Source organism: Streptomyces stelliscabiei (assembly GCF_014873495.1).
Classification (GTDB): Bacteria; Actinomycetota; Actinomycetes; order Streptomycetales; family Streptomycetaceae; genus Streptomyces; species Streptomyces bottropensis.
Genome location: NZ_JADBGF010000001.1, coordinates 1,773,289 through 1,793,770 on the forward strand (window position 1 = coordinate 1,773,289; position 20,482 = coordinate 1,793,770).

General features: G+C 69.4%; 16 protein-coding genes. 7 read left to right on the plus strand and 9 right to left on the minus strand.

Annotated features, from left to right (window positions below; translation table 11 throughout):
- Positions 1 to 35: 35 nt before the first annotated feature.
- Genes H4687_RS07690 through H4687_RS07700 form a run of 3 tightly spaced genes read right to left on the minus strand, consistent with a single transcriptional unit; the run spans position 36 to position 2,892 of the window.
- Positions 36 to 749 carry a cupin domain-containing protein gene (locus H4687_RS07690; protein ID WP_046913697.1) on the minus strand — a complete coding sequence of 238 codons (714 nt, stop codon included), beginning with the start codon at positions 747 to 749 and terminating at the stop codon, positions 36 to 38.
- Complete coding sequence (locus H4687_RS07695; protein WP_046913698.1) at positions 743 to 1,678, minus strand: DUF6807 domain-containing protein; 936 nt, start codon at positions 1,676 to 1,678, stop codon at positions 743 to 745. Before H4687_RS07695 ends, H4687_RS07690 begins: the two co-directional genes overlap by 7 nt.
- Positions 1,675 to 2,892, minus strand: a complete 1,218-nt coding sequence (locus tag H4687_RS07700; RefSeq protein ID WP_192781658.1) for a Gfo/Idh/MocA family protein — start codon at positions 2,890 to 2,892, stop codon at positions 1,675 to 1,677. The genes H4687_RS07695 and H4687_RS07700 overlap by 4 nt, the downstream gene beginning before the upstream one ends.
- A 358-nt stretch (positions 2,893 to 3,250) precedes the next feature.
- On the opposite strand from H4687_RS07700, the gene H4687_RS07705 reads away from it, so the two are divergent.
- The 7 genes from H4687_RS07705 to H4687_RS07735 all read left to right on the plus strand — a co-directional run bounded on the left by H4687_RS07705 (position 3,251) and on the right by H4687_RS07735 (position 10,353).
- Positions 3,251 to 4,126: an undecaprenyl-diphosphate phosphatase gene (locus H4687_RS07705; protein WP_046913700.1), complete on the plus strand. Its 876-nt coding sequence runs from the start codon at positions 3,251 to 3,253 to the stop codon at positions 4,124 to 4,126.
- A gap of 455 nt (positions 4,127 to 4,581) precedes the next feature.
- Positions 4,582 to 6,117 carry an ISL3 family transposase gene (locus H4687_RS07710; protein WP_225966627.1) on the plus strand — a complete coding sequence of 512 codons (1,536 nt, stop codon included), beginning with the start codon at positions 4,582 to 4,584 and terminating at the stop codon, positions 6,115 to 6,117.
- Between the two features lie 353 nt (positions 6,118 to 6,470).
- On the plus strand, positions 6,471 to 6,833 hold the full coding sequence (locus tag H4687_RS07715; protein ID WP_075693505.1) for a MaoC family dehydratase: 363 nt from the start codon (positions 6,471 to 6,473) through the stop codon (positions 6,831 to 6,833).
- An 892-nt stretch (positions 6,834 to 7,725) separates the two neighbouring features.
- The gene (locus tag H4687_RS07720) at positions 7,726 to 8,166 is read left to right on the plus strand and encodes an ester cyclase (protein WP_044472782.1); all 441 of its coding nucleotides are present in this window, start codon (positions 7,726 to 7,728) and stop codon (positions 8,164 to 8,166) included.
- Positions 8,163 to 8,717: a TetR/AcrR family transcriptional regulator gene (locus H4687_RS07725; protein WP_231885174.1), complete on the plus strand. Its 555-nt coding sequence runs from the start codon at positions 8,163 to 8,165 to the stop codon at positions 8,715 to 8,717. The genes H4687_RS07720 and H4687_RS07725 overlap by 4 nt, the downstream gene beginning before the upstream one ends.
- A gap of 217 nt (positions 8,718 to 8,934) precedes the next feature.
- Positions 8,935 to 9,777, plus strand: coding sequence for an alpha/beta fold hydrolase (locus H4687_RS07730; RefSeq protein WP_006379149.1), 843 nt, complete (start codon positions 8,935 to 8,937; stop codon positions 9,775 to 9,777).
- Between the two features lie 123 nt (positions 9,778 to 9,900).
- Positions 9,901 to 10,353, plus strand: coding sequence for a DUF1569 domain-containing protein (locus H4687_RS07735; protein WP_006379044.1), 453 nt, complete (start codon positions 9,901 to 9,903; stop codon positions 10,351 to 10,353).
- 433 nt (positions 10,354 to 10,786) lie between these two features.
- Here the strand turns inward: H4687_RS07735 and H4687_RS07740 are convergent, their stop codons facing one another.
- The 6 genes from H4687_RS07740 to H4687_RS07765 form a co-directional block, all read right to left on the minus strand.
- Complete coding sequence (locus H4687_RS07740) at positions 10,787 to 12,913, minus strand: glycoside hydrolase family 2 protein (protein ID WP_173402941.1); 2,127 nt, start codon at positions 12,911 to 12,913, stop codon at positions 10,787 to 10,789.
- Positions 12,914 to 13,150: 237 nt separating this feature from the next.
- Positions 13,151 to 13,690 (minus strand): alcohol dehydrogenase catalytic domain-containing protein, encoded by a 540-nt coding sequence (locus H4687_RS48440; protein ID WP_078507299.1) that lies wholly within the window; start codon positions 13,688 to 13,690, stop codon positions 13,151 to 13,153.
- A 249-nt stretch (positions 13,691 to 13,939) separates the two neighbouring features.
- Positions 13,940 to 16,918 (minus strand): glycoside hydrolase family 2 TIM barrel-domain containing protein, encoded by a 2,979-nt coding sequence (locus H4687_RS07750; RefSeq protein WP_216868753.1) that lies wholly within the window; start codon positions 16,916 to 16,918, stop codon positions 13,940 to 13,942.
- Positions 16,919 to 17,000: 82 nt separating this feature from the next.
- Entirely contained in the window at positions 17,001 to 17,942 is a 942-nt protein-coding gene (locus H4687_RS07755) for a carbohydrate ABC transporter permease (RefSeq protein WP_006379287.1), read from the minus strand.
- The gene (locus H4687_RS07760; RefSeq protein WP_006378583.1) at positions 17,939 to 18,961 is read right to left on the minus strand and encodes a carbohydrate ABC transporter permease; all 1,023 of its coding nucleotides are present in this window, start codon (positions 18,959 to 18,961) and stop codon (positions 17,939 to 17,941) included. Before H4687_RS07760 ends, H4687_RS07755 begins: the two co-directional genes overlap by 4 nt.
- On the minus strand, positions 18,958 to 20,253 hold the full coding sequence (locus tag H4687_RS07765) for an ABC transporter substrate-binding protein (protein WP_006378736.1): 1,296 nt from the start codon (positions 20,251 to 20,253) through the stop codon (positions 18,958 to 18,960). Before H4687_RS07765 ends, H4687_RS07760 begins: the two co-directional genes overlap by 4 nt.
- Between the last annotated feature and the right edge of the window lie 229 nt (positions 20,254 to 20,482).

Sequence of the window (20,482 nt, forward strand, 5' to 3'; positions counted from 1 at the left end):
CTCCCCGGGGCTCCGAGGCGCCCGGAACCCCCTGCTCAGTCCCCCTTGTAGACGTCCAAGCGCCCGCACATCCCGAACTTCCCGGACTCGGAGGGCTTCTCGGCCCACACCCCGGCATCGGCCAGATGGGACACGTCCCCCCGCTCCAGCCGGTCCAACTGCTCCCCCGTCGCGGCGGCGGCGGCCCGCGCCCCCCGCTCCCAGCGCGCCCGCCACTCGGCGAGCCGGGGGCGGACCAGCGCGGCGGCGGCCCGGTGGAACGCGGCGAGCGGTTCGGGGCCGGACGCGTCGCGCAACGCCCGGTAGCCCTCCAGGGCGAGGTCGCGCCGGGCCCGGGCGGCCCGCTCCTGCTCCTCCTTCGGCGCCTCCACCGGGATGCGAGTGGCGGCGGCGTACGTGTCCGGGTCGGTCAGGTACTCCGGGGGGAGGGTGAGGACGGCGTCACCCGCCTCCGGCAGCCCGCTGTTCTGCATGAGGACGGTGATCCGCAGATCGTCCTCGTTGACCAGCCGGTGGATGGTGCCGGGCGTGAACCGGGCGACCGTCCCCGGCGCGAGCGGCGTGACCTCGTACCCGGAGACCGTCAGCGTCTGCACCGCCCCCCGCCCGCCGGTGACGACGTACGCCTCCGAACAGGTCAGGTGCATATGGGGAGTTCCGCCGCAGACCCCGTCGGCCGCGGGCCAGTCGTAGACGGCCAGGTGCGAGACGGCGACCCCGCCGGGCAGTCCCTCCCATCCGCTCACCACGGGTGCGCCTCCAGGTACTTGGCGATCTCCTCCCGTTCCCAGGCCCCGTCCGCCACGACGACCCGGTAGCGACGGGTGAGCGTGTCACCGGGAGCCAGCGCCAGCTCGTCGTAGAAGGCCCAGGAGGGGGCGACGGCGGCGAAGGGCTCGTTGCGGACGAACCAGTGCGCCGGGTGGGCGCCCCCGGCTCCCGTGTGGTCGTTCTCGGGCGCGTGCGCGAAGACGAGCGTGGCGTGGCCGTCGGCGCCGTCGTGCTCACCCGAGTAGGCCAGCCAGGCGGCCTGCTCCCCCATCAGTTCGGGTCCCGCGGAGTCGGGCCCGATGATCCGCCCGTCCCGGAAGGCACGCGGGCCGCGCCAGAACAGACCCGTGTAGCCGGCCATCTCGCGCCCGGCGGTCGTGGGGCTGCCGAACAGCAGCGGCTCGTCACGGCGGTTGGTGATCGCGCTCGTCCAGGTCAGCGCCCAGGAACCCGACTCGGTGTCCACGTCGTGGATCTCGATCCGGCGCTCCTCGTCGGCCCACAGCTCACCCGTGTACGGGTGCCAGGTCAGACGCTCGGCGACCACGACCCGCTCGCCGTCCGACTCGACGACGTCGAAGCCGGCGTGCGCCATCGAACCGACCCGCTCCGGGAGCGGCAGATACCCCTCGCCGTGCACGTACGAGTTGCCGCCCCACAGGTTCTGGCCCGACAGGTGCGAGGCCGTCAGCTGCAGCCCCTTGTGCCAGCGGTGGTCGTTGGGCCGGAAGTCGGTGACGACGTCCCCGGCCAGCGTCCGGACCGGGTGCAGATACGGCTTCGGCGCCTCCCAGGCCGCCTCCGGCCGGTAGACGTAGCTCAACAGCTCCACACCGGTGGTGGGTTCGGTGACCGTGATCCGGTCCCCGTGGGCGTGGACGACCCGCAGCCCGTCGTGGAAGGTCATGCCGTGCTCTCCTCGGTCGCGTCGGCGGACACCTGGACGGTTCCGGGCGCCCACCCGGGGGCGCCGCCGTGCATGGCGGTGTAGTACGGATCGCCGGGCCCGATCTCGCCGCGCCGCACGGTCACGTCGGTGAACGCCGACTTGTACAGGGCGGCGATCAGCTCCAGGCTCGTACGCCCGTCGGCGCCGCTGCTGCGCGGCCGCTCGCCGGCCCGCATGCTCGCCACGAGTTCGCGCAGCTGCGCCAGGTGCGAGCTGGGCACGTCCTCGCCGAAGTCCCGCCAGGCCGCCGCGTCGGCCTCCGGGGTGCCCGGGGCGGGGGTGACGGACCAGTCGGCGTTGGAGTGGCCGTACAGATGGGTCAGTTCGACGGTGGCGCGCTCGCAGTCGATGCGGATGCGGCTGACCTCGTCGGGGCTGAGGACGCTGTTGACGACGGTGGCCAGGGCGCCGCTCTCGAAGCGCACGAGGGCCGTGGAGACGTCCTCGGTCTCCACGTCGTGGACCAGCCGGCCGGCCATCGCCCGGACCTCGCTCCACGGGCCGAGCAGATCGAGCAGCAGGTCCATCTGGTGGATGCCGTGCCCCATCGCGGGCCCGCCGCCCTCCGTCGCCCAACGACCGCGCCAGGGCACGGCGTAGTAGGCGGTGTCCCGGTGCCAGGTGGTCTGGCAGTGCGCGACGAGTGGGCGCCCGAGGCTCCGCTCGGCGATCAGCTGCCGTACGTGCCGCGCACCGGAGCCGAAGCGGTGCTGGAAGACGATCGAGGCGTACGGCCCCCCGCCGTCCGCCCCCTCCTGCGCCTCGACGGCGTCGAAGTCGGCCAGCGTCGGCACCGGCGGCTTCTCGCACCACACCCAGGCGCCGGCCCGCAGCGCGGCGATCGTCTGGTCCCGGTGCAGGGTCGGCGGGGTGCAGACGCTGACCAGGTCGGGGCTCTGCTCCGCCAGCATGCGGTCCAGATCGGTGTAGCCGTGCGGGATGCCGTGCTCCGCGCAGAACTTCGCCACCGCGTCGGCATCGATGTCGACCGCCGCCACGACCTCGGTCTCGCCCTCCTCGGCGAGCCGCGCGAGCGCGGGCAGGTGGGAACCGCCGCCGATGGCGCCGATGCCGATGATCGCCGCACGGACACGCCGGCCGGCGAGCGGGGCCTGCGGTCGGTTCGGCCGGTGGTCCGCAGCCGGGCTCGGGTCGTTGCTGGGTGTGGACATGGACGTGATCAGCACTCCATCGAACGAGACATCGGACGTCGGCCAACGCCTGGTGGCGGGGGCTCCGGCGGTGCGGCGGCCCTCACGACGGCAAGCGCTTTCCCTCGCCAGCAAAGTATGTGCGGACATAGTGACTGGTCAACACCACGGATCCGGCCGTTCCACGCCTCGGGACGCCGACACTCCACCCGTGCCGCGCACGCCCTCCGCCCGCCCGCCGGGCGGCCCTGCGAAACCCCTGTGACGGGCCCGTCCCCATGGGGCGCTAGGCTGCCCCCAGCACCTGTGATCACCCGCCCCGCGGCGCGGCACGTCTTCCGTCGGCCCTCCACGATCAGCGCTTGGACCACGTAACTTCATGTCTTGGTTTGAATCCCTCATCCTCGGACTCGTCCAGGGGCTGACCGAATTCCTCCCCGTCTCCTCCAGCGCGCACCTGCGCCTGACGGCGGCTTTCTCCGGCTGGGAGGACCCGGGCGCGGCCTTCACCGCGATCACCCAGATCGGCACCGAGGCCGCCGTGCTGATCTACTTCCGCAAGGACATCGCCAACATCATCTCGGCGTGGTCGCGCTCGCTGTTCAACAAGGAGATGCGCCGCGACCACGACGCCCAGATGGGCTGGCTGGTGATCGTCGGCTCCATCCCGATCGGTCTCCTCGGCGTGACCCTCAAGGACCAGATCGAGGGCCCCTTCCGTGATCTGCGCCTCACGGCGACCATGCTCATCGTCATGGGTATCGTCCTGGGCGTCGCGGACCGCCTGGCCGCCCGTGACGAGACGGGCGGCAAGCACCGCGCCGCCCGGGAGCGCAAGAGCCTCGAACAGCTCAGCGTCAAGGACGGCCTGATCTTCGGCCTCTGCCAGGCCATGGCCCTCATCCCCGGCGTCTCCCGCTCCGGCGCCACCATCAGCGGTGGCCTCCTCATGGGCTACAAGCGCGAGGCCGCGGCCCGCTACTCCTTCCTGCTCGCCATCCCGGCCGTGATCGCCTCGGGCGGCTACGAGCTGAAGGACGCGATGGAGGGCGGGCACGTCTCCTGGGGACCGACGATCTTCGCCACGGTCATCGCCTTCTTCGTGGGTTACGCGGTCATCGCGTGGTTCATGAAGTTCATCTCGCACAAGAGCTTCATGCCGTTCGTCTGGTACCGCATCGCCCTCGGTGTGGTGGTGATTGTGCTGGTCAGCATGGGTGTGCTGAGCCCGCACGCGGGCGAATCCGGCGGCTGAAACCGGGCCGCACAGGTAGCGCTGTCTAGCATTTCCTAGCGCCTGATTGCAGCATCACGCCATGATCATCTCCCACTTGTCTCCCACTCGTCTCCCACCTGGGAGGCGGGACGCACGGCCAAGTAGGGGATGACGCGGAAGGGCCCGCACGATGGTGCGGGCCCTTCCGCACAGAGGGTGGAACGCGTCATCTGAGGTTCATGTCCGGCCTAGGCCGCGACCCTCTCCACGAGGAAACGCAGCCGCTCGTCCACCGTGTCCCAGGCAGCACCCGGTGAGGTCGTCCAGCGCGGCGGCGGCCGTGAGGGTGAGCCGGCCGAGGCGCGCTTCCATGTCCTCCCACGTGTGCGTCACCTCGACTGCCTCACCAGGCGGACCCGTGCCCCGTACACCGTTATGGCGGCTCTGTTCCGTAGTCGGTGGTGACGGTTGGTGACGGGCGTCGTTGATGTTGTATGCGAGATGTCAACTCCCTCGTGGCAACGGTGTTCTCAGGGCTCTCAGCGCTGGTCATCGAGGATGTGGCGGACGACGGCGAGATGATCCGGGTCTTGGCCCGAACCCGGGATGTTCCCTTTCCCTGCTCGATGTGCGGGGTCCCGACGGGGAAGGTGCACGGATACCACGTCCGGACCGTTGCGGATGTGCCGGTCGATGGCCGCCGGGTCGTGGTCAACGTCCGGGTACGACGTCTGGTCTGCCCGGTCCTGGGCTGTCGGCGGCAGACCTTCCGCGAGCAAGTCCCTGGGCTGATCGAGCGCCTTCAGCGCCGCACCACGCGTCTGACCAGCCAGGTCTCGGGGGTGGTCAAAGAGTTATGCGGCCGGGCGGCTGCCCGGCTCACCCGGTTACTGGCCGTGCCCGTATCGTTCGCCACCGCCCTGCGGGTGCTGCGGGCAATACCCCCGCCGACGCTGCGGATCCCGAGGGTGATCGGGGTCGATGACTTCGCCCTGCGCCGCCGGCACCGCTACGCCACGCTCATCATCGATGCCGAGACCGGGGAACGCGTCGACGTCCTGCCCGACCGGGAAGCCGCCACATTGGAGGCTTGGCTGCACGGGCAGAAAGGGATCGAAGTCGTGTGCCGGGACGGCTCGGCCACCTACGCCGAGGCGATCCGCCGGGCCTTGCCCGACGCGGTGCAGGTCAGCGACCGCTGGCATCTGTGGCGGAACCTGTGCGACAAAGTTCTGGCCGAGGTCCGCGCCCACGCCCCCTGCTGGGCCACCGTCAACCCGCCCCGGCCCGGCGGCGTCCGCGAGCAGACCACCCGCGAGCGCTGGCATAAAGTCCACGCCCTCCTTGACTCCGGCGTGGGCCTGCTCGACTGCTCCCGCAGACTGAACCTCGCCCTGAATACCGTCAAGCGCTACGCCCGCATCCCTGAACCGCCCGCGGATCGCATCGCCCCCCGCTACCGGCCCACCCTTGTCGACCCCTACCGCGACCACCTGCGCCGACGCCGTGCCGAGGAACCCGCCGTCCCGGTCACCCATCTCCTCGAAGAGATCCGGAAGTTGGGCTATACCGGCAGTGCCAACCTGCTGGTCCGCTACCTCAATCAGGGCCGCGCTGAAGGCGACCGCCCCGTGACAACCCCCCGCCGCGTCGCCCGGCTCCTGCTCACCCACCCCGAGCACCTGTGGACCAAGGACACCGACCTGCTCGGCCTCCTCACCGCGGCGTGCCCGGAGATGACCGAACTCGCCCGACTCACCGGCGAGTTCGCCGCGTTCCTTACCCCGGCCCATGGCAACAACGACAAGCTCTCCCGGTGGATCGCGACAGTCCGCACCGCTGGCCTGCCCCACCTGCTCAGCTTCTGTAACGGCCTCGAACTCGACCGCGCCGCCGTGAACGCCGGCCTCACCCTGCCCCACCACAACGGCCGGACCGAGGGCGTCAATACCCGAACCAAGAAGATCATGCGGCAGATGCACGGCCGAGCAGGATTCGACCTCCTCCGTCACCGCATCCTCCTGCAATGAGGAGAACGCACCGTCACCACCGACTACGGAACAGAGCCCGATTGCTGACACGTCCTCAGGCCGATAAACAGGGGCAGCCACGCGCCGTGGACCATTACTGGGCATTCCGGGTCAGCGGGTGCGGGCCACCAGTGGCGGTGCTGGTGGAGAAGGCGTCAACACTGAAGGGGCGGCAGCGCCAGGCCACCCAGGCTTCCGGGGCTCGTCCAGCGAGCGGTGCAGCAGGCGCCCAGCGTTGTGGACCAGGTACGCGACGACGCCAGCAGCGTCACATTGCTGTGTTCAGGGGACCGCGTCCGGCACCTGAACAGCGGTGGCGGTGAGTGCCGCCGTAGCGCCCGCCCCAGAATGACATCGACCGTTTCGCCGATGTCACCGGCGATCACCAGTGGATCCACCTCGACCCGAACAAGGCCGCGAAGGGCCCGTACGGAACGACGGTCGCCCACGGCTATCTGGTCCCGTCCCTCGTCCCCATGCTCCTGTCGGAAGCCGCGCGGACCGAGGGGCTGACCGCCGCCATCAACTACGGCAGCAACAAGGTCCGTTGCCCGGCCCTCACACCCGTGAACTCCCAGGTGAGGGGCATGGTGGAGCTGACGGAACTGCGGCGCGGACCGCAGGGAGCCCAGGCCGTCCTCCGCGTCACCGTCGAGCGGCGGGGCGGCGACAAGCCTGTGTGCGTCGCCGAAGTCGTTGCAGTGCTCTTCGAGTGAACCCACAGAGGAGAAAGCTGACATGAGAACCCCTCCCTCATAGCGGAGGGAGGCATCACCCCGTCGGCGACCTCCTCCCCACGGAGACCAGCCGCGGCATCTTCCCCTTCGGCGGCGTCACCACCCCACCGTTCGACCCGGTCTGCCTCCGGCCAACCAAGGCAGCGCCCTCCTCGACAAGCGGCGGCTGGGCGAACTGGCCGTCCAGCGAGTCGGCCAACTCCTCGCAGGCGAACTGCCACCCCCTATCGTCCCGATACCAAACTTGGATGTCCGCGGCACGCCGTGACTCACCCTTTACCTCGATCCGGCAGCGAGGTTCGGGCGCTGAGCGACTCGGCGGTTCGCTCGCAATGTCCCCTGCAGTCGGGGGTGGGCCGTCGCGTGACGCTGCGGCTGCGCCGGGCTCCACGGGCCCGGGGTGGTGCGGGTCTCCCCCGTTCTGGTCTTCGTCGGGACAGGACCGACGGTCGGGTGACGGCGGGAAGTTCAGAGAGTCGCCGCCCGCAGGTGGTGAACGCGTTGGCCCAGGGCCAGGTGGCCTCGATGCGGAGCAGGCGGCGGGCGTGCTTCGCGATGCGGGCCCGCAGGCGGCAGAGGCGAAAGCGCCTGGTGCCGGGCTCGGCATCGACCAGATCGGCGTGGTCGCGCACCGCCAGGAGCCTCACCCAGGCGTCGCGGTCGGCGGTCAGGTTGGCGGAGAGCATCCAGCCGCAGTTCCCATCCCAGGACTCGGGTGGGAGGTCAATCAGGCCCATCACCTTGTTCGTGGGGCACCCGGTCCTCAGTTCGCTTCGCTGTAGTCGTCACCGCGGATGATGCCCCAAGGCAAGCCCCCACCTTGGGCCAACCGGCCCTTGGCTCGCATCTTACTTACCTGTAAGTTAGAAGCATGGTTACCACCGTGGCCGAAGTGGCCGCATCAGACATCAAGGCCCTTGAGGCGTTCTGCGATCGATGGGAGAGGGCTTGGAACGAGCACGATGGCGATGCCGCGGCGGCGTTGTGCGCCGAAGACCTGGTGTACGACGAGCCGGCGCTCGGTGAGACGGCACACGGCCCCGACAGCCTCCGCGCCTTCGTGACGCAGATGGCACAGGCCTTTCCCGACTACTCGTTCACGCGTATGGGGTTGTACGGGGAGGTGACGCGGCGGGCCGTGCTGGTGGCGTGGCGCTTCTCGGGGACCCTCGCCGGCACGGGGCAGCGCGTGGAGTTCCACGGTGACGACCGTCTGGAGCTGGGAGAGGACGGGCTGATCCACGCCTACCGGTGCCTGTACGACCACCGCTTCGTGCTGAGTCAGATCGGCCGCGCGAAGGCCGAGAAGTGACCGAGCCCGGCCGCACCCGTAAGCCGGCGTCGGTGCGGCGGGCTGAGATCATGGAGGCGGCCGACGCTGAGTTCGCCCGGAAAGGACTGTCGGGGGCGGGCATCGAGGCGATCGCCGCACGGGTCGGCATCTCCCATCCCCGCATCGTGCAGATGTTCGGCTCGAAGCGTGATCTGTTCCTTCAGGTCGTACACGCGGCCTACGACGGGATCGAGGCCACCTTCGAGAGCGCCGAACCGACGCTGAGCGCGCTCGGTGACGCCTACCGGCATCTCCTGCAGAGCCGACCCACTGTCGGCCTCGTCCTGTTGCAGGCTTATGCCGCGTCAGGCGACGCGGTGGTCCAGGAGTCGGTACGGCGGCGCCAGCTCGACCTCCAGCAGACCATCACCCGTCTGACGGGCGCCGACCCGATGCAGGTGCGCTCCTTCTTGGCCACCGGTCTCGTCCTGACGGTCTCCACCGTGCTGGACCTGCCTGAACGGCGCACCGACACGGAGTGGGGCGCCTGGATCATCGGCCGCACGGACCCACCCACCGACGAGCCATGAGGCGCAAGCGGCGACAGAACTGATGCGCCCTGAGGGGCACCCGCAGCGCCGCGACACCGCGCGATCGACGAGCCGTCACCCTAGGTCGCCGCAGCTGTCGCCGCATCTCCACCCGCCGGCTCGTCCTGGCGGTGGCTCTTTCGGCGCTGCTCGGCAGCGGAGCGTTCGTGGGCACGATGCCCCGACGGGGCGCCCACCTTCCCGAAAAGGATGCACCATGACAGAACACCTTGAAATCCCATCGGCTTCAGGCACCTTCGACGCGATCGCAGCAGGACCCGCCGACGGGCGCCCCGTCCTGCTCCTGCACGGCTTTCCCCGGACCGCCGTCCTCTGGGAAGAACAAGTGGCCGCGCTGGGTGACCAGGGCTTCCGCGCGGTCGCGCCCGACACCCGCGGCTATTCGCCAGGTGTGCGCCCGATGCGTGCCGACGCGTACGGGGTGAGCGAACTGGTCGGGGACGTTCTGGCGGTGGCCGACGCACTCGCCTGGAACCGCTTCGACCTCGTCGGACACGACTGGGGCGGCGCCATCGCCTGGTGGACCGCGGCCCGGCACGCCGAGCGACTGCGCACGCTCACCACCGTGTCGACGCCGCATCCCAACGCGCTGGGCGAGGCACATCGCACCGACGACGACCAACGCCGTCGCTCCCAGTACCAGCAGGACTGGCGCAGCCCCGACACAGAGGCCCGCTTCCTCGCGGACGACGCCGCGCTCCTGCGTTCCCTCTACCAGGGCAAGGTTGCCGACCATCACGTCGACTCATACGTACAGCGTCTGTCCGAACCCGGTGCGCTGAGCGCGGCCCTCAACTACTACCGCGCCGACCGGCCTGACGCCGCGGTCGGGAAGATCCAGGTACCCACGCTCTACGTCTGGGGCACCGAGGACGTCGCGCTCGGGTCCACCGCAGCTCATGCCACAGAAAAATGGGTGAGCGGCCCCTACTCGTTCCACGCACTGCAAGGCATCAGTCACTGGGTCCCCGATGAGGCTCCCGAGGTCCTCACCAGCCTGATCATCGACCACCTGAACGAGCATGCACCGGCGCTCTGACGCAGTAGTCAGTACCAGTGCTTGCCCAGCGAGCGGGGAGTGCCCGGCATGGGCCTGCCGCCAGGGGCGGGACCGACGTCGGGGCCCTGGCCGTCGAGCATGCAGGAAACGGAATCTTGCGATATGACCTCACTCACCCTCGTCCAGCTCACTGAACGGCTCCGCAAGGACCTCGGTCGCCCCGAGCGTGACCTGCTGGCGCCGGGCAGCGCCTGGAACCTGTCCCAGACACTGCAGCACTGTGCCCAGACCGTCCGCTACTCCGTCTCCGGTTATCCCAAGCTCAAGCCCGCCCTGTTCCGGGCGACGGCAGGCGCTCTGGCCAAGTGGGTCTTCCTGCGCCGCGGAGCGATGAAGCACCCGCTCGGCGCGGAGATCGACGGAGCGCCGCCGCTGGACCCGGGCCTGCCGGTGAGCGAGGCCGCGGCCGGCTTCACGGACGCGGTGGCCCTGTTCACCGGCCACACCGGAGAACACGCCCCCCACCCCGCCTACGGACGCTGCACACACGACGAGTTCGCGCGGCTGCATACCATGCACCTCGCCGAACACCTCCCGGGACTGGCCCATGCCTGACACTGCTCCCGCCGGTGCTCGTTCATCGTGACGCAGGACGTGCGCGACGCCGTTCTGCGGCCGGGCGAATTCACCCTCCGCACGAAGCTGACAGTTCCCATCGAACGGGCCATGGCTCGCCCTGCCGTGATCATGGCCCCGACGGCAGTCGCACGAAGCTGACGCCGTGGGCGACTCGGCGTGACACGCGGCGGCGGACTGAACGGCACATCGAAGCTCCGGTCGGGCAGAACGACCTGACAGGTCACTCTGCCCACCGGAGCTTCGTCGCGTACGTCGTGTGCCACCTGGCATCGTCACGCCGCCGAGACCCGCCCACCTACGGGATCGTGGCGGTGGTCATACGGCCACCCGAGAACTGTGGCATCGCCCGCCCTACCCCTGTAGCGCCTGTGCCGCGTGCGGACCGGGCGGCTGTCGAGGGGCGGGGTTCTCAGCCGAGTGTCCAGTTGACGCTGTCGGTATAGGTGGAGCCGTTGATGGTCGCGGTGACCGTCACGGTGTTCTGGCCGGGCCTCAAGGTGATGCTGGGCCATCTGAAGATGTGGTCGCTGCTGCTCCGGGTTCCCAGGGAGGTGCCGTTGAGGGTGGCGGTGACCTGGCCCGCGTTGGAGTAGACCTTGAGTTCGGTGGTGGGCTCGGTGCGCTGGGTCCACCGACGGCTGGTGATGTAGAGGGTGGGAGTGGTAGCCCAGTTGGACTTGTACCAATAGAAGGCGTCCTTGCGGATCTGCCGGTCGCGGGTGACCAGGCCCTTGTCGTTGATGCCGGGCTGGCCCCCCTCGCTGCGGCCGTCGGAGGGGAAGTCGAACATGGCCCAGACGAACGTGCCCCAGATGAAGGGACGGGCGGCGAGCTGCTTCCAGGCCGCTTCGTGGAACAGCGACTGGTACTCCTCGGGGTGCCAGGATCCGCCCGGAGCCGGCTTGGGCGGGTTGAGGGCGTGCTGGGTGGTGCTGGCGCCGACGCCGTACTCCGACATGGCGATCCTGCGGGACGGGGAGGTGGCGTGCAGGTTGTCGGCCCACGCGCCGAGGTCGCCGTCCTTGGAGCCGTAGTACCAGCCGTAGTACTTGTTGAAGCCCGTGGTCTGGGTGTGCAGTCCCGCCTGCGCGTTGTCGGGGTCCTCGCCGCGGACCGCGTAGGTGGAGAGCCTGTCCGGGTCCTCGGCCTCGACGATGTCGGCCAGTGACGCGAGCAGCGTGTTCGTGGCGGTGCCGTTGTAGTCGATCTGCTCGTTGCCGATGCCCCAGAAGGCGATCGAGGGGTGGTTGTAGTTCTGCCGGATCAGTTCCCGCAGCTGGTTCTGGGTGCTGGTGGTGAAGGCGGCCGAGTCGGTGACGAGGTCGACCAGGGGAATCTCCGCCCACACGATCATTCCGCGTTCGTCAGCGAGGTTGTAGTCCTTCTGGTCGTGCTGGTAGTGCGCCATCCGGACGGCGTTGGCGCCGATCTCGCTGATGAGGTCGAAGTCCTGGGTGTGATCGGCGTCGGATATCGCCCAGCCCTGGCCGGCCCGGTCCTGGTGCAGGTTGACGCCATGCAGGTGGAGGTGGCTGCCGTTGAGGCGGAACCCGGTGTTGGCGTCGACGGCGATGGAGCGAAGACCCAGGCGTTCGGTCACCACATCCGTGATCTGGTCCCCGCCCCCGGTGACGTCATGGATCTCGACGCCGGCGTTGTGGAGGTAGGGATCCGCCAGGCCGTTCCACAGGTGCGGGCTGCTGATGTGGAGAGTCTGCTGGACCTCCGTGCCGGTGGCCGCGAGGACGGTCTGCGCGGTGCTGCTCGTCTCCGCGACGACGGTCCCGCTCTTGTCCGCGATGACGCTGCGCACGACCACCGATCTGGTGGTGGTGCTGTCGTTCCACAGCTTCGTCGTGACGGTCACCGTGGCCGAGGCCGCGCTCACGTTGGTCTGCCGGAGGTAGACGCCGGGGCCCGCGTAGTCCGTCATCCGGACGTGGAGGTCGTCGACGGCCCACAGGCTCACGTTGCGGTAGATGCCGCCCTGGAAGGTGTAGTCCGCGCTCAACGGGGCGATGCCGGTGTCGCGGGCGTTGGTCACCTTCACCGCGATGACGTTGTCCCCGCCCGGGACGAGCGCGGCCGTGGCGTCGAAACGGAAGCGGGAGTACCCGCCCTTGTGCTGCCCGAGGTACGTGCCGTTGACCCAGACGTCGGCGATCTGGTTGACCCCGGCGAACTGCAGGTACAGCCTCTTTCCGGCGAGTTCGGCCGGCACGGTGTAGCGGCGGCGGTACCAGCCCACTCCGCGGTAGTAGTCGTTGCCGCCGTCGGCACCGCCGACGGCGTTCCACGTGTGGGGGGTGACGACGGACGTCCATCCGGAGTCGTCGAAACCGGGCGCTTGCGCACCAGTGGCGTCCGCTCTGATGAATCGCCACCCGTTGTTGAGGTGGATCCACACCCGCGGATCCGGCGCCGTGTACGTCACAGCGGCGGACGCGGCACCGGCATGCGGGATCCCGGCCAGCGTGGCCAGTACTCCCGCTGCCGTCCCGCCGAGTACCTGTCGGCGACTGGGCAAACCTGTCATGTCAGAACTCACTTTCCGTGGAGTCGAGAAGGAAATCGACCTGGCGCGGCATTACGCCGACGACCGTGGCGGGCCGGGCAGCACCCGGATCGGGCTGACGGCCTGCTTCAGACAACCGGGAGGAGTGCCCCGGCCCGCCTCGCGTCCAGTCGGCGCTTCTCCCGGGCAGCGGCGCCGTAGTGGCACGAGGTGTGATTCTCGGAGATGCGGGGCCGCGCCGGCCGGCGCGGCCGTTGGTCATGTGGAAGCCGGGCGAGGTCGCACCTGGAGAGAGGGCCCCGGCACGTCGGCACAGTCGAGCGGAATGCCTCCCGATGACCCCATGGCCGAACCTCGCCAAGCCCGAGGAAGGACCGACACACGGAGCAACCCCCTATACCTGGGCTCACCACTCGGCTTCCGCCATCGGCTCTCGGACGACTGCGACGCGCTCATGGAGTCGGGAACCCGGTAGAGACAACGCTCGTGGCCGACCCTGCGCGCAGGGCACAGCCCGCAAGGCTGGGTGGGGTTGATCACGACCAGGCCACCGGGCTTGAGGCCGGCGACGGCCGGGCCGACCTCGGTGACCGTGCCCACGCCCTCGCGGCCGAGGATCAGGCCCTTCTGTCCGATGGCGTACTTGCCCTTCCGTTTGGTCATCAGACGGTGTGCGAACCCATGGATGCATCCTTGAAGACCGCACCGCTGTTTCGGCCCGTCGCTGACGAAGTGTGTGCCGGGAAACGGTCCTGACGAGGGCGGTGGGCTTCGCCGGGTCGCCTGGCCGGCCGCCATCGCCCCTCGACAGCGGCCCGGGGCTCGCCGAGCTCGGCACAGGCTCGCGCGTAGGCCTCGGCCCGGCCGATCTCGGAGAGGGGGATGCGGCAGGCGCCCGGCTCGAGCGGCATGCTCTCGTCGAGGGCAGTCCGCGGTCCGGGACCATCGTTCGGGGAACCGCCAGCCACCCCCGCCGCCGGGCCGTGCAGCGCCCGGTCGGCCCGCCGGCCCACGGTGGGCAGCAGCGTCGCCGACGGGCTCTGTTGCTCAGGCGCCCGGTGTGATGCGCAGCCTGATGGTGCGGGCTTCGGGGCGCAGCACGAACTCCGGCCACACGTCCGGCCCGCAGGACCGGGAGCCGAGTCCGTGCTGGACGGCGTCGATGATCAGGTGACTCGCGGTCGACTCCGGGAGCTCGAAGGGATGTGCGGCGCTGGCGATCTGCTGGGGGGTGTGGCGCCCGAGGGTGAAGCCGGGGCGCCGACCGCGGGCGTCGGGGAGTGCCACGAGCCGCAGTACCTCGGTGCCGCCGCTGGTCAGCGTGAGGCGCCGCAGCTGGGAGCGGTGGCCGGTCTCCTGGGGGCGCGCGTAGGCGACCGCGAGGTCCCCGATCGGGTAGGAGAAGCGGCCGGTGCGGGCCGCGCGGAGACTGTCGGGGTAGGACTCCAGCGGGCCCAGGCCGAACCAGTCCGCGCCGTCGACGGGTGCCGTCCCGTCGGGCAGTTCGAAGCGCACCCCGATCCGCGGCCACACCGACCGCCAGCCGCGCGACGGCTCGATCTCCACGCGCAGTTCGAGTTCGCCGTCCTCGATCGACCAGAGGGACTCCACGGTCACCGAGAGGGCGGAGCCCGCGGCGGAGACCCGGTCCACGGTGCGCAGGGCGTCCGCGGCCTGCTCGACGTCGAGGCGCCGCGTGGTCAGCCGGTCCAGGCCGTCGCGGCGCCAGGTGTCGGCGCTCGACACCCCGAGGACGCTGTTGTCGCTTCCCTCCAGCCGGTCGGCCCGGCTCTCGTCGTTGTCGGTGGGCGCGCGGAACAGTTCCAGGCGAGGGCCGGCCACGGGGCGCCCGGCGAGGCGGGTGAGGGAGCCGCCGGTGAACTCGGCGATGCCGAGCGTGAGCGTTCCCTCGCCGGGCCGCCAGTCGCGCCGGGGCCGGGCGACGGGCACCGGCCGCCGTACCGAGCGGTCGAGTTGGGCGGTGGCGATCTCATGCCCCTGCGGCGCCCAGGCGGTCGCCGTCGCCAGCACCGCCTCGACCGTCAGCCAGGTCTCGCCGTCCGGGGCCACCGCGACCGGCGGCAACGGCACCCGCCCCGACTCGCCCGCCGCGAGGACCGGGGCATCCCACTCCCCCAAGTCCACGAGGTTCCCGTCGTGCTCGACGCGCCAGCGAAAGCGCAGGTCGGACGTGTCGGCCGAGTGCCGCAGGTTGGTGATCACGAGCTTGTCGCCGTCGAAGGCGAAGCGGATCGGCGTCACGACCGCCTTGAACTCGTACAGGCTCGGCGTCGGCACGTCGTCGCTGAGCAGCATCCCGTCCATCACGAAGTTGCCGTCGTGCACGACCTCCCCGAAGTCGCCGCCGTAGGCGTGGTACGGCGTCCCGTCCGGGGCCGTGGCCAGGATGCCGTGGTCGCGCCACTCCCAGACGAAACCGCCGTGCACCCGCGGGAACCGGTGGACCAGTTCCTCGTACTGGTCGAGGGCACCCGGCCCGTTGCCCATCGAGTGGGCGTACTCGCACAGCAGGAACGGCTTGGTGCGCTGCCGGGCGCCCTGCGCGGGGGTGCAGCCGAGCAGCGGCGCGACGGAACCGTCCGTGCCGATCTGCTCGATCTCCGGGACCGTCGGATACATGCGGGAGTAGACGTCGGTGTACTCGCCGGTGTAATCGCCTTCGTAGTGCACGGGACGCTCGGGGTCGCGGGCGTGGACCCAGGCCGACATCGCGGCGAGGTTGGCGCCGGTTCCGGCCTCGTTGCCGAGTGACCAGATCACGATGGCGGGGTGGTTCTTGTCCCGCTCGACGGTGCGCTGGACACGGTCCAGATAGGCGGCGCGCCAGGCCGGGTCGTCGCTCGGGTTGTCGGCCCAGTCGACGTTCTCGAAGCCGTGGGTCTCCAGATCGCTTTCGAGGACGACCCAGAAGCCGAGTTCGTCGGCGAGGTCGAGCAGCCGGGGATGCGGGGGGTAGTGACTGGTGCGGATGGCGTTGACGTTGAACCGCTTCATGCGGGCCAGGTCCGCGCGGGCGTGCTCCTCGTCGAAGACCCGGCCGCGCTCGGGGTGGGCCTCGTGCCGGTTCATCCCGTGGAAGACGACACGGCGGCCGTTGACCAGGAGCCGGTCGCCGTGGATCTCGACCGTGCGGAAGCCGACCCGCAGGGCGATGCTCTCCGCGGCCGAGGACACGGTGGCGTCGTACAGGCGGGGCCGCTCGGCCGACCACGGCTGGACGCCCGCGATGTCGAGGGGCGCCACGTCGGCCGGGGTGGCCCAGACCCGCTCGACGCCGAGTTCGGGGATGCGCAGGGTGACGGGGAACGCGGCGGCGTCGGCGGTGACCTCCGGGTCGATACGGCCGTTTCCGTGGTCGTAGCCGGTGCGCAGCCAGACGTCCTCGACGCCCCCGGCCGGGCGGGCGAGCAGGGTGACGTCCCGGAAGATGCCCGGCAGCCACCACTGGTCCTGGTCTTCCAGGTAGCTGGCGGCCGACCACTGGTGCACCCGTACGGCGACGACGTTGCCGCCCGGTCGCACCGCGGACGTCACGTCGAACTCGTGGGCCAGCCTGCTGCCACTGGCGCTGCCGATCTCGACGCCGTTCACCCACACCCGGAACAGCGACTCCACCCCGTCGAACCGCAGCAGGACCCGCTCGGCGTCCGACCAGTCCTCGGGGACGTCGAAACGGCGGCGGTAGTCGCCGGTGGAGTTCTCGTCGGGGACGTGCGGCGGGTCGATCGGGAAGGGGTACTGGACGTTCGTGTAGATCGGCCGGCCGTAGGCGCCGTCGCCCTCCAGCACCCAGTGCGCCGGCACCGGGATGCTGTCCCAGCCCCGGTCGTCGAAGTCCTCGGAGGCGAAGTCCTCGGCGACGGCCGCCGTGGGCGACAGACGGAACTGCCAGGAGCCGTTGAGCGACTGGGAGGGAGCGTCGGAATGCAGCCAGGAGCGGGCCGGGCGCAGGGCGCCCCGCCACGGTGCGGTGTCCGACACATACGTGGGGAGCTGGGAAGGCAAGGGGCTCACAACCTTGTTGGGGCGTTCGGTGCTCACAGGTGCTGCTCCGGGGAAGTGCGGGGAACGAGTGGGGGGTTCAGGTTCAGCCCTTGTTGGCGCCCAGCGTGAGGCCGCTGACGAACTGCCGCTGGAGCACGAAGTACACGATCAGGGTCGGGATCGCGGTGAGCAGGGCTCCGGCTGCGACCAGGTTGGGGTCGGTGAAGTACTGGCCGGAGAGGTTGTTCAGCGCCGAGGTGATCGGCATGTTCTCGCCGGTGGAGATCAGCACGATCGCCCAGAAGAAATCGTTGTAGATCCAGATGGACAGCAACGTCGCCAGGGCGGCCATGGCGGGCTTGCACAGGGGCAGCACGATCTGCCAGTACAGGCGCCAGACGGAGGCGCCGTCGACCAGGGCGGCCTCGGTCAGCTCGTGCGGCAGGGAGCGCATGTAGTTGGCCAGCACGAAGGCGCAGAAGCCGGACTGGAACGCCACGTGGATCAGTACCAGGCCCAGCGCGGAGTCGTAGAGCTTGCCGCTCATGGTGATGCCGGGCAGGTCGATGAGCAGATACAGGCGGTACAGCGGGGTGATGATGACCTGCTGGGGCAGCAGGTTGCCGGCCGTGAACACCAGCAGCAGGAACAGATTGACCCGGAAGTCGAAGCGGCTGACGTAGAAGGCGACCATCGACGACAGGAACAGCGTCAGCAGCACCGCGGGGATCGCCACCAGCAATGTGTTGCCGAAGTAGTGCAGCATGTCTGACTGCTGGAAGGCGTTGGTGAAGTTGTCGAGGCTCAGTTCGTCGGGCCAGGAGACGTAGCCCTTGGTGCTGGTCTCGGCGTACGGGCGCATCGCCGCGTACATCGCCCACAGCAGGGGTGCGAGCCAGGCCAGCGCGGCACCGGCGAGGAAGACGTGCAGCAGGATCCGGGCAGGGCGGACGGGGGTGCGCTGCTTGGCCAGCGCGCCAGAGTTCAAAGGGGTGGCGCGAAGCGCCTCGTTCAGGGTGGTGGTGGGCGACGGGTGGGAGCTCATGCGCGCCGCTCCTTCCGGAAGGTCGCGATCAGATACGGGATGATCACGGCAAGCGAGATCACCAGCAGGACCACGGCGATCGCGGAGCCGTATCCGATGCGGCTGGACTCACCGATGATGTTGTTGGTGACCAGGATCGACAGCAACTCGGTGCCCTCGGCGCCCTTGTTGAAGACGAAGACGAGGTCGAAGGCGCGCAGCGCCTCGATGATCGTCACGACCAGGACGACGGTGTTGGTGGGGCGCAGGGTGGGGAAGATGACGTTCTTGAACGTCTGCCACTCGTTGGCGCCGTCCAGCGAGGACGCCTCCCGAAGCGCCGGGTCGACACCCTTCAGGCCGGCCAGGTAGAGAATCATCATGTAGCCGGTGTGGCGCCAGGAGGCGGCGATGAGGACGGACCACAGGTTGAGGTCCGGGTCGCCGATCCAGTCGATGTAGTGGCCGGGCTCGTTGGCGCCGATGATGCTGTTGATCAGGCCGGTGTCGGGGTTGTAGACGAGCTGCCATACGAACCCGATGACCGCCATCGACAGCACGACGGGCAGGAAGAACGCGGTCTGGTACACCTTGCTGAACCGGATCTTCTTGTCGAGCTGCACGGCCAGGAACAGGCCGAGCGGCGTCGGGATCAGGATGAGCACGACGAACCAGACGATGTTGTGCTCGACGGCGGGCCAGAACTGCGGGTTGCTGGTGAACAGCTCACGGAAGTTGTCCAGGCCGACCCATGTGATGGAGTCGAAGCCGATGCCGTCCCAGGTGGTGAAGGCCAGCGCGATCGAGGCGAGAGCTGTGAGCCAGACGAGCATGACGTGCAGGATCGTCGGCACCCCGGCCATCAGGCCGAGGGTGAGGCGGTCCCGTCGGGTGAGCAGCCGTCGGTGGCCCAAGGGGGCGCGCAGCCGCTTGGTCTGATTCTTGGTCACATTCTTCGGGTTGCCCGGGGGCGGCACTGCGGCCGCCCCCGAGGTGCTGGTGGTTCCGGTCCCGGTACCGGTGTTCGTGGTGGCGGTCATGCGGACGCGAAGATCGTCTTCTTCTGGCGCTCGATCGACGCCAGCAGGCTGTCGACGCCCTTGGGGTCGCGGACGAACTTCTGCAGGGCGGGCTGCATCACCGTGGAGGTGAAGTCCGGGCGGCTGTCGCGGTCCATGAACTGGGTGAGGTGCTTGGCGCCGGCGATCGTCTCGTACGCCTTCTTCTGGAGCGGGGTGTACGAGGAGGTGTCGGCCTTGTTGGAAGCCGCGACCAGGCTCGGGTCGGACTTCAGGTAGATCTGCTCTGCCTCCGGGGTGCCCAGGAACTCCAGGAGCTTCAGCGCGCCGTCCTTGTTCTTCGGAGCCTTGGAGAGCATGAAGCCGTCGGTGGGCGCCTCGACGGTGTCCTGTCCGTGCGCGGAGTCGATCTCCGGGAAGGGGAAGAAGTCAAGGTCGTCCAGGTCGGCCTTGTTCGTGAACTGCTGCGCCACGAAGCTGCCGAACAGGTACATGCCCGCCTTCTTCGAGATCAGCGTCTGGGCCGCGTCCTGCCAGGTGCGGCCGACCGCGCCCTCCTGGTGGTAGGGGAGGATCTCGGCCCAGTGGTCGAAGGCGGTGCGGACCTTGGCATCCGTCCAGGACGCCTTGCCGGCCATCAGCTCGACGTGGAAGTCGTAGCCGTTGGTACGGAAGTTGATCTGGTCGAAGGTGCCGAGCGCGGGCCAGGCGTCCTTGTCGCCGAAGGCGAACGGAACCAGGCCGTCCTTCTTCATCTGCTTGCACAGGGCGACGAGCTGGTCCCAGGTGGTGGGGACCTCGTAGCCGTACTTCTCGAAGACGCTCTTGCGGTAGAAGACGCCCCAGAGGGACGTGGAGATGGGCACGAAGTAGTACTTGCCGTCCGCGCCCTTGCTGAGCGCCTTCATCGCCTCGGGGAAGTTTCCGCCGATCTTCTGCCACACGTCGTCGATCGGGGAGGCGAGGCCCTTGGCGGCGAAGAACTGCATGCGGTAGCCGGCGAACCAGTTGAACACGTCGTCCGGGGTGCCCTGGAGGTAGGTGTTGATCTGCTCCTGGAACGTGTTGTGGTCCTTGGTGTTCACGTCGACCGTGATCCCGGACTGCTTCGTGAACGCCGCGTAGATCTCGGCGAACGCCTTCTTCGGCACCGCGTCCGACGCGTTCGACCCGAGGCTGACGGTCTTGGGGTCGGATGCCGTGCCGCTGCCGCTGCCGCTGCCGCCGCAGGCGCTGAGCAGCGGTATGCCGGCGCCGAGGACGGCTGCGCCACCGATACCGCGCAGGACGGTGCGTCGGCTGGCAGAAGGCATGGGCCGACCGAGGGAGGAAGAGTGCATTTCGGCTCCTGACAGGGCGGCCGTGCTCAGGCGGCACGTCGGCCCGCGGGGTGTGACGGGGAAGCGGTCGTCTACGCGACCAAGACTCAACACGATCGAACAAATTCGACCGGCGGTTGGGAGGAAGAGTGAACGCTCCGAGGAGTCGCTGTCAAGCCCCTTCGACCTGACCTCAGAGCTGACCGTACCTGTCGGCAGGACG

Bases quoted from the DNA above. Each gene is read 5' to 3' on its own strand.
- H4687_RS07765 (WP_006378736.1), bottom strand. From the start codon at position 20,253: ATGCCTTCTGCCAGCCGACGCACCGTCCTGCGCGGTATCGGTGGCGCA.
- H4687_RS07735 (WP_006379044.1), top strand. From the start codon at position 9,901: ATGACCTCACTCACCCTCGTCCAGCTCACTGAACGGCTCCGCAAGGAC.
- H4687_RS07710 (WP_225966627.1), top strand. From the start codon at position 4,582: ATGCGAGATGTCAACTCCCTCGTGGCAACGGTGTTCTCAGGGCTCTCA.
- H4687_RS48440 (WP_078507299.1), bottom strand. From the start codon at position 13,690: ATGGCGGCCGGCCAGGCGACCCGGCGAAGCCCACCGCCCTCGTCAGGA.
- H4687_RS07755 (WP_006379287.1), bottom strand. From the start codon at position 17,942: ATGAGCTCCCACCCGTCGCCCACCACCACCCTGAACGAGGCGCTTCGC.
- H4687_RS07740 (WP_173402941.1), bottom strand. From the start codon at position 12,913: ATGACAGGTTTGCCCAGTCGCCGACAGGTACTCGGCGGGACGGCAGCG.
- H4687_RS07705 (WP_046913700.1), top strand. From the start codon at position 3,251: ATGTCTTGGTTTGAATCCCTCATCCTCGGACTCGTCCAGGGGCTGACC.
- H4687_RS07700 (WP_192781658.1), bottom strand. From the start codon at position 2,892: ATGTCCACACCCAGCAACGACCCGAGCCCGGCTGCGGACCACCGGCCG.
- H4687_RS07760 (WP_006378583.1), bottom strand. From the start codon at position 18,961: ATGACCGCCACCACGAACACCGGTACCGGGACCGGAACCACCAGCACC.
- H4687_RS07695 (WP_046913698.1), bottom strand. From the start codon at position 1,678: ATGACCTTCCACGACGGGCTGCGGGTCGTCCACGCCCACGGGGACCGG.
- H4687_RS07720 (WP_044472782.1), top strand. From the start codon at position 7,726: ATGGTTACCACCGTGGCCGAAGTGGCCGCATCAGACATCAAGGCCCTT.
- H4687_RS07730 (WP_006379149.1), top strand. From the start codon at position 8,935: ATGACAGAACACCTTGAAATCCCATCGGCTTCAGGCACCTTCGACGCG.